At 65.0% G+C, this 9,389-nt stretch carries 4 protein-coding genes; all 4 read left to right on the top strand.

Features of this window, described 5'->3' with window-relative positions; genetic code table 11:
* Positions 1-12: 12 nt before the first annotated feature.
* The 4 genes from glgX (at position 13) to treY (ending at position 9,337) form a co-directional block, all read left to right on the top strand.
* The gene (gene glgX / locus PDMSB3_RS21150) at positions 13-2,232 is read left to right on the top strand and encodes a glycogen debranching protein GlgX (RefSeq protein WP_007178805.1); all 2,220 of its coding nucleotides are present in this window, start codon (positions 13-15) and stop codon (positions 2,230-2,232) included.
* Between the two features lie 120 nt (positions 2,233-2,352).
* Positions 2,353-4,275: a malto-oligosyltrehalose trehalohydrolase gene (gene treZ, locus PDMSB3_RS21145; protein ID WP_007178804.1), complete on the top strand. Its 1,923-nt coding sequence runs from the start codon at positions 2,353-2,355 to the stop codon at positions 4,273-4,275.
* Positions 4,272-6,482: a 4-alpha-glucanotransferase gene (gene malQ / locus PDMSB3_RS21140; protein ID WP_007178803.1), complete on the top strand. Its 2,211-nt coding sequence runs from the start codon at positions 4,272-4,274 to the stop codon at positions 6,480-6,482. Before treZ ends, malQ begins: the two co-directional genes overlap by 4 nt.
* Positions 6,479-9,337 carry a malto-oligosyltrehalose synthase gene (gene treY / locus PDMSB3_RS21135; protein ID WP_165187605.1) on the top strand — a complete coding sequence of 953 codons (2,859 nt, stop codon included), beginning with the start codon at positions 6,479-6,481 and terminating at the stop codon, positions 9,335-9,337. Before malQ ends, treY begins: the two co-directional genes overlap by 4 nt.
* Positions 9,338-9,389 lie beyond the last annotated feature (52 nt).

Here is a 9,389-nt window from a genome sequence, read left to right as displayed (position 1 = left end):
GGAAGGGGAATCATGTCGCATGCAATGCCCGACCGGCTTCTTGCCGGCTCGCCCTATCCGCTCGGCGCCAGTTGGGATGGCCTCGGCGTCAACTTTGCGGTGTTCTCGGCGAACGCGCAAAAAATCGAGCTTTGCCTGTTCGATCCCACCGGGCGCAAGGAGTTGCGCCGTTACACGCTGCCCGAATGCACCGACGAAGTCTGGCACGGCTACCTGCCCAACGCGCATCCCGGCACTGCCTACGGGTTTCGCGCGCACGGGCCGTATCAGCCGCAGCATGGGCATCGCTTCAATCCGCACAAGCTGCTGCTCGATCCCTACGCGCGCAAGCTGGTCGGACAGTTTCGCTGGTCGGATGCGCTATTCGGTTACCGCGTGCATTCGAATCGCGCGGACCTTTCCGTCGACCGGCGCGATTCGGCGCCCGCCATGCCGAAATGCGTGGTGATCGACGAAGCGTTCGACTGGTCGCACGACAAGCGGCCGAATGTGCCGTGGGGCGAAACCATCGTCTACGAAACGCATGTGCGCGGCGCCTCGATGTTGCGCGCCGATTTGCGCCAGCACGAACGCGGCACGTTCGCGGCGCTGGCTTCGCCGGAATTCATCGACCATCTGCTGAAACTCGGCGTGACCGCGGTCGAATTGCTGCCCGTGCACGCGTTTCTCAACGATCGCTTTCTGGTGGAGCGTGGCCTGCGCAACTACTGGGGCTACAACTCGGCGGCATTTTTCGCGCCGGAACCGTCCTACCTCAGCACGCACCGGCTCGACGAAATGCGCATTGCCGTGCGCCAGTTGCACGCGGCCGGCATCGAGGTCATTCTCGACGTGGTCTACAACCACACCTGCGAAGGCAACGAGATGGGCCCGACGGTGTCGTGGCGCGGCCTTGACAACGCCAGCTATTACCGCCTGATTCCCGGCGACGAACGTCACCATATCAACGACACCGGTTGCGGCAACACCGTGAATCTGCCGCATCCACGCGTGCTGCAAATGGTGATGGATTCGCTACGCTACTGGTCGACGGCATTCAATATCGACGGCTTCCGTTTCGATCTCGGCGTCACGCTCGGTCGCGAGCAACACGGCTTCGATCCCGGCTCCGGTTTCTTCGACGCGTTGCGCCAGGATCCGATCCTGTCGCAACGCAAGCTGATTTCCGAGCCGTGGGATATCGGGCCGGGTGGTTATCAGCTCGGCAATCATCCGCCGGGCTTCGGCGAATGGAACGACCGTTTCCGCGACACCGTGCGCCGTTTCTGGCGCGGCGACGCCGGCTTGCGGCCCGATCTCGCCGCGCGTCTGACCGGCTCGGCCGATCTGTTCAACCGCCGCTTCAGAAAGCCGTGGGCATCGGTCAATTTTGTCACGTCGCATGACGGTTTCACGTTGGCCGACGTCACCGCCTACGAGCAGAAGCACAACGAAGCCAATCGCGAAGACAACAACGACGGCCACAACGAAAACTGCAGCCGCAACTGGGGCGCCGAAGGCGAGAGCGACGACCCGGCGATTCTCGCCACCCGTAAACGCGTGGCCCGCTCGCTGATCGCCACGCTGCTGATGGCGCTCGGCACGCCGATGGTGCTGGCCGGCGACGAATCGCTGCGCACGCAGCACGGCAACAACAATGCGTACTGCCAGGACAACGAACTGTCGTGGCTCGACTGGGAGCGCGCGGAATCGCCGGACGGTCGGCAGATGACCGAATTCGTCGCGCGTGTGATCGCGTTGCGCAAGCAACATCCGCTGCTGCGCGAAACGCGTTTTCTGTTCGGCGATCGTGAAGTGTTGCCCGGCCTGTTCGATGTGGGCTGGTTCGACGAACGGGGCGACCCGCTCACCATCGAAGCCTGGCAGGATCCCGAAGGCCGTGCGTTCACATTGCGCCGCGCCGGCCCAGGCTTGAACGGCGAAACAGAAGTATTGTTGATGATGCTCAACGCCAACGAGAAAACACTGCGGTTTACGCCTCCCGCACCGCATCTGGAATGGCATGTGCTGTTAGACACTGCTGAACCGGAGAACGCACCGCATCGGCTGGCGGTCGCGGAGATCGAAGTGGCCGCGCACAGCCTCGTGATGCTGGCCGCGCGGCCGGTAGGCGAAGCAGACTGGCAGGCAGGCTGGAAGCCCGGCCCACAGCATGGGCCGCGGCTCCTGACGGCGCTTCCGCCCGATCCGGGTGCGCATGCGCCCACGAGCGACGCGTCGCCGACCACCTAGACGGCGGCGGCGCCGAGAAGCGGGAACAGTCAGGGCGGCCGCCCGGTTACGCGCGAGGTATCACAGGTGCGATCGGCGCGTTAAAGGCGGCTCGAAAGTAAAACTGAATGGTGACGAATCATGTCCGAAAGTCCAATTGATCCCCATGCGCATCATCACGCGCACTGTTTGCCGTTCGGCGCGCAACTGATCGGCGCGACGGCCGCGAAACCGCGCACGCGGTTTCGCTTCTGGGCGCCGTCCTGCAAGCACGTTCAGGTGGAAATCGAGAACGGACCCGCGCAAGGCACGCACGACATGACGCCGGCCGGCAATGGCTGGTTCGAAGCCAGCGTCGACAGCGGCGCGGGCACGCTATATCGCTTCCGGCTGGATGGCGAGCGTGCGGTGCCCGACCCGGCGTCGCGCTTCCAGCCACAGGACGTGCACGGGCCGAGCGAAGTCATCGATCCGCGCGCGTACCGTTGGGAACAGACGAACTGGCATGGCCGGCCGTGGGAAGAAACGGTGTTGTACGAATTGCACGTCGGCACCTTGGGCGGTTATGCGGGCGTGCAGAAGCGCCTGTCCGAGCTCGCCGCGCTCGGCGTCACCGCGATCGAACTGATGCCGCTGAACGACTTTTCCGGCACGCACAATTGGGGCTACGACGGCGTATTGCCGTATGCGCCTGACTCAGCGTACGGCCGCCCCGAAGACCTGAAAGCGCTGATCGACGCCGCGCATGGTCTCGGTCTCATGGTATTTCTCGACGTGGTCTATAACCACTTCGGACCGGACGGCAATTATCTGCACGAGTACGCCCGCTCGTTTTTCCGCGAAGGCACGCATACGCCGTGGGGGCCAGCCATCGATTTCGAGCGCAGTGAAGTGAGCGATTTCTTTACCGACAACGCGGTTTACTGGATCAACGAATATCGTATCGACGGACTGCGTTTCGACGCGGTGCACGCCATCGACAATCATGCCTGGCTGCGCGAATTGTCCGATCATATCCGCGCCAAAGTGCAGCACGGCCGGCATGTGCATCTGGTGCTGGAAAACGAACACAACAGCGCGAACCTGCTGGAAACCCATTTCGACGCGCAGTGGAACGACGACGCGCACAACACCTTGCACGTGCTGCTGACCGGCGAAACGGAAGGTTATTACCACGCATATGAGGACCAGCCGATCCGCCGGCTCGCGCGTGTGCTATCGGAAGGCTTCGCCTATCAGGGCGACCCGTCGCCGATTCATGACGGCAAGCCGCGCGGCGAAGCGAGCACACATTTACCGCCGACTTCTTTCGTGATGTTCCTGCAGAACCACGACCAGATCGGCAACCGCGCATTCGGCGAGCGCCTGCGCAAACTGACCTCGGACGAAGCGCTGCGCGCCGCCACCGGTTTGCTTCTGCTGTCGCCGCAAATCCCGCTGCTCTTCATGGGCGAGGAATACGGCTCCACGCAGCCGTTCCTGTTTTTCACCGACTACACGGGCGATCTCGCCGACGCGGTCCGCGAAGGCCGGCGCCGTGAATTCGCGCGTTTTTCATCGTTCAGCGACGAGAAACGGCGCGCACAGATTCCCGATCCGAACGACGTGAAAACCTTCGCGACATCGTCGCCGCCCGCGCCGGATGAAACGTCGCAGCACACCGACGACGAAGCAAAAGACCGACTCGACTGGATGCACTTCTACAAATCCGCGCTGACCGTACGCGCGAAGCTGATCACACCGCGCCTGAAACACAGCAAGGCATGCGGCGTAACCGTGCTGAGCGCCGCGAACGGGGGCGATGCCAATGCGCTGATCGCCCGCTGGAAACTTGCCGACGGCGAGACGTTGTCGATCGCGCTGAATCTCTCGAAAGAAAACGTCGCGCTGGCCGACCTGCCGGCCGGCAAAGTGATTTTCGAAACGCCGCCGCGCGTGCGCGAACAGGTCGACGTCAAGGTGTTGCCCGCGCACGCGTTCGTCGCGTGGCTGACCGGCGACGTCAGCGACTATGCCATCCACCACGATGCGCGCATTGCCAGCCAACAGGAGCGCCACGCGTGATTACCCGACGCCATACCGACACCATCGTCAATCTTGCCGCGCGCGCCGGTTTCGAGGTGGAGTGGCAGGACGCGCACCATACGACGCAACATGTGCCCGAGAACACGCTAGCCGTGCTGCTCGAGCGGATGGGTTTGCCGTGCGGTAACGCGACGCAAATCCGCCAGAGTTCGGCCGTGCTGGAGGCCGAACTATCGGGCCGCAAACTGCCGCCGCTGATGACCGCGGAGGTCGGCCGCGGCATCGCCCTGCCCGCTGCGGCGATCAGATCGGGCAGCCATTACCGGATCGAGCTCGAAAGCGGCTCGATCATCGACGGCCGGTTCACGGCGCCCAAAGGCGAGGAAGCCCTGCTTGCACCGATCGACGAGCCCGGCTATCACACGCTCGTGATCAACGAGCAACGCGTGACGCTCGCCGTCGCGCCGCCGCGCTGCTACACCGCCGCCGACGCGTGGCGCACGCTGCAAGATGACGACGCCGGCCGCGACAAAGCCGCGCCGCCACTGTGGGGCATCGCCGCACAGTTGTACGGCTTGCGCCGCATCGGCGACGGCGGCATCGGCGACTATTCGGCGCTTGCGCAGATCGCCGTCGAAAGCGCGAAGCGTGGCGCGCACGCGCTCGCCGTCAGCCCGACTCACGCGATGTTCAGCGCGGAACCGAACCGCTTCAGTCCATATTCGCCGTCGTCGCGTTTGTGGCTGAACGTCACGCATATCGATCCCGCCGCCGTGTTCGGCACGGACGTGGCCCAGGCCGCGCTCGAAGCCGCGCAGGCCGGCGACGCCTGGTCGAAACTCGAAGACCTGCCGTTGATCGACTGGCCGAGCGCGGTCGTCCTGAAGCTGAAGGTTTTGCGCGCGCTGTACGAGCGGTTCTGTGTGGACGAACGCGCGCAGAACACGCCGCGCGCGCTGGAATTTCACGGCTTCTGCGAACGGGCCGGACGCGCGCTCGAAGATCACGCGCGCTTCGAAGCGCTGCAGGCGGCGCAACTCTCGCAAGAAGGCGGCAATGGACATTGGCGTAACTGGTCCGAAGCGCTGAGCGATCCGCGCAGCCCGGAAGTCGAAGCTTTTGCCGAGGCCAATCGTCACGAGGTCGATTTCCATCTGTTTCTGCAATGGCTCGCCGCCAAGGGGTTGTCGCACGCGCAGCACGCGGCGCGCGAAGCCGGCATGGCGGTCGGCCTGATCGCCGACCTCGCGGTCGGCTGCGATAGCGCCGGCAGTCATGCATGGTCGTATCGCGACGACATGCTGCAAGGCGTGTCGGTCGGCGCGCCACCGGATCTGTTCAACCAGGCCGGCCAGGCATGGGGGCTTACCACGTTCTCGCCGCGCGCCATGCGCATGCAGGGCTTCTCCGCCTTCATCGACATGCTGCGCGCGGCCTTCGCGCATGCCGGCGGCATCCGCATCGATCACATTCTCGGCTTGCGGCGGCTGTGGCTCGTGCCGGAAGGCGAAAGCGCACGTAACGGCGCGTATCTCCGCTATCCGCTCGAAGACCTGCTGCGTCTGATCGCGCTCGAATCGTGGCGGCACCGCGCAATCGTGATCGGCGAAGATCTCGGCACCGTGCCGCCCGGTTTTCGCGAGCGGCTCGAAGAGCACGGCATTGCCGGCATTCGCGTGCTGTGGTTCGAAAGCGCGCACGACGGCAAGGGGTTCAAGCCGCCCCAAGCCTGGGACCGCAATGCGGTCGGCACCACGACCACGCACGATCTGCCGACGGTCGCCGGCTGGTGGCGCGGCAGCGACATCACGTGGCGCAACCGGATCGGCCAGACAATGGCGCGCGCCGACGGCCGCGATCCAGAGGAAGCCGCCCAGGAAGAGCGCGCGAAAGATCGCGCATTGCTGTGGCACGCGTTCCAGCAGGCCGGCGTGGCCGCGCACGACGTCCCTGCGCCGCCGCCCGACAGCGCGCCGGTGGACGAAGCGCTCGCTTTCGTGGCCGCCACGCCCGGCCCGCTAGTGACGTTTCCGCTAGAGGATCTGCTCGCGCAGGTCGAGCAGCCTAATTTGCCCGGCTCGATCGACGAGCATCCGAACTGGCGCCGCCGCGTCACGCTGCCGGTCGACGAACTGTTCCAGAACGACACCTTCTGCGACCGCCTGCTCGCGGTCGATCGCGAGCGCCGCGCCGCGGCCGCCTCGGTTCCTTCTTCCAACGCTTCTTCGGAGCCTGATACGCCATGACCGTCCCGCGCTCCACGCTTCGACTCCAGTTCCATCGAGGCTTCACCTTCGACGACGCCGCCAAGCATGTCGACTACTTCGCCGAGCTCGGCATCAGTCACGTATACGCGTCGCCCGTCACGACCGCCGAGCCGGGCTCCATGCACGGCTACGACACCGTCGACTACACCCAGGTCAGCGCCGAATGCGGCGGCGAGGCGGCTCTAAAGCGCCTCGTCGACAAACTGCGCGCGCGCGACATGGGGCTGATCATCGACACGGTGCCGAACCATATGGGCGTCGGCGGCGCCAGCAATGCCTGGTGGCTCGACATCCTCGAATGGGGCCGTCACAGCGCTTATGCCCGCCATTTCGACGTGGACTGGCATTCGCCCGATCCGGCGTTGCGCGGCAAGGTGCTGCTGCCCACGCTCGGTGCGCCGTACGGCGAGGAACTGGCCGCCGGCCGCATTGCGCTGCATTTCGCGGCCGACATAGGGCGTTTTTATATCGGCTATGGACCACACGTGTTTCCGGTGTGCCCAATCGACTACGCGTCGATCCTGCAAAGCGCCGACCGTCCCGATCTCACCGCGCTCGCCGAGCGCTTCCACGGACTGACCACCCAGCCCACCGATCATCCGCGCGCCGCCGAAGGCCGCGACATGCTGCGCGAATTCGTCGTGCAGAACGGCGGCTCGGCGATCGAGTTCGTACTCGAAACGTATTCTCCGGACGACCCGGTAACGCGCGACCGCCTGCATCGGCTGATCGAGCGGCAACACTTCCGTCTTGCGTGGTGGCGCACCGCGTCCGACGAGGTCAACTGGCGGCGTTTCTTCGACATCTCCACACTTGCCGGGGTGCGTGTGGAACGGCCCGAGGTGTTCGAGGCGGTACATGCGCTGCCTTTCCGGCTGTATCAGGAAGGCGTGGTGGACGGCTTGCGAATCGACCACGTGGACGGCCTCGCCGAGCCGCGTGAATACTGTCAGCGTTTGCGGCAGCGTCTCACGGAACTGCGTGATACCGCGCCGTATGTGGTAGTCGAAAAAATTCTCGGTCGTGGCGAACCGCTGCGCGACGATTGGCCGGTAGACGGCACGACCGGCTACGACTTCATGAGCGACGTCGGCGCGCTGCTGCACGATCCGGCCGGTGCCGCGCCGCTCGCGCAGACGTGGACCGAACTGACCGGCCGCAGCGGTCTTTTCGCAGACGAAGCGCTCGCCGCGCGCCGCCAGATCCTCGCCGAAAACCTCGCGGCGGAACTCGACCGCGCAGCGCGGGCATTGCATCGCATTGCCCGCGATTCGCTAACCACGCGCGACTTCACCTTCACCACGCTGCGTCGTGTGCTGATCGAACTGGTCGTGCATTTTCCGGTGTATCGAATCTATCCGCAGAACGGTCTGCGCAGCACGGCGGATAACGTCTACTTCGAGCAGGCTCTGGAGGGCGCGCGACGGTCGCTTTCGCGCGCGGACCATGTCACGCTCGAACGCGTGAATGCGTGGCTCGGCGGCAGCGCCGAAGAAGCGCCCACCGGACGAAGCGGCCTGCCGACGCAACCCGGTCAGAATGGCGTGCCGCCGAGCCATGCCGGTTCCGCGCGACGCACCGCGCAGACGCTGTTTGCGCAGTTGACCGCGCCGGTCGCGGCGAAAGCAGTGGAGGACACAGCGTGCTATCGCTATGGCCGGCTGTTGTCGCGCAACGAAGTCGGCTCGGACCCGGGCGAGTTCGCGTTGTCGGTCGAACGGTTTCACGCGGCGAATCTCGAACGGTCGCAGCGCTTCCCTCACGCCATGCTCGCGACGGCCACCCACGATCACAAACGTGGCGAAGACGTGCGCGCGCGGCTCGCTGTGCTGAGCGAGATTGCCCACGAGTGGAGCGCGACGCTACGCGCATGGTCCACGCTGAATGCGCCGCATCGTCGTGCGCTGGACGGCAAGCCGGTCAGCAGTGTTGGCCAGGACACGAGCTACGACTGGGCGCCCGGCCCCGCCGCCGAAGCCATGCTGTATCAAACGCTGGTGGGTTGCTGGCCACCGGATCTGCAACCGGACGACGAAGCCGGCGTAAAGGAACTGGCCGAACGCGTCGCGCAATGGCAGTTGAAGGCGTTGCGCGAAGCCAAGCTGCAAACCAACTGGCTCGCGCCCGACGAAGCGTACGAGGCCGGTTGCCGTGACTTCCTGTTCGACATTCTCGCACCGCAGCGGCGCGATGGATTCCTGAAGGAATTGTCCGCCTTCGTCGCGCGAATTGGGCGCGCGGGTGCGCTCAATAGTTTGCAGCAGACGGTATTGCGACTGGCATCGCCTGGGATTCCCGATCTTTATCAGGGCACCGAGTTGTGGGACTTCAGCCTGGTCGATCCGGACAATCGCCGGCCCGTCGATTTCGCCAAACGCGAGGCGTGGCTCGCCCAAACGCCGCCATCGGAATTCCTACCGGGCTGGCATGATGGACGCGTGAAGCTCGCGGTAGTGCAACGCGTGCTCGCGTTGCGGGCGCATTTGCCGGAGTTGTTGAGTCAGAGCGAATATCTGCCGCTCGCCGCGCGCGGCAAGCACGCGTCGAGTGTGATCGCGTTTGCGCGCCGCCACGGCAATGCATGGGCCGTGGTGGTGGCGAGCCGGCTCGCTGCCGGTTTGCTCGGCGAGCAAGGCGATCTGCCAATGGTCGATCCCGCGAAATGGGAGGACACGGCGGTGGAGATGCCATCCGATCTGTCCGCGAGAGCGCTGTTCGACTGGCTGAGTCCCGCCGCGCCGAAGGTCGACGAGAAGGGGCTGTTGTATCTGCGCGATGCGCTGGCCGCCATGCCGATTGCGGTGTTGGTAGAGGACGGCGTGCCGCGCAGTTGATCTGCGAGATTGGCGGGTCCGGAAGCGGGCGCGATTTTCGGTGAGTGTTTGA

The organism is Paraburkholderia dioscoreae, assembly GCF_902459535.1.
Lineage (GTDB): Bacteria > Pseudomonadota > Gammaproteobacteria > Burkholderiales > Burkholderiaceae > Paraburkholderia > Paraburkholderia dioscoreae.
This window is presented reverse-complemented; position numbering and strand designations above follow the sequence as displayed.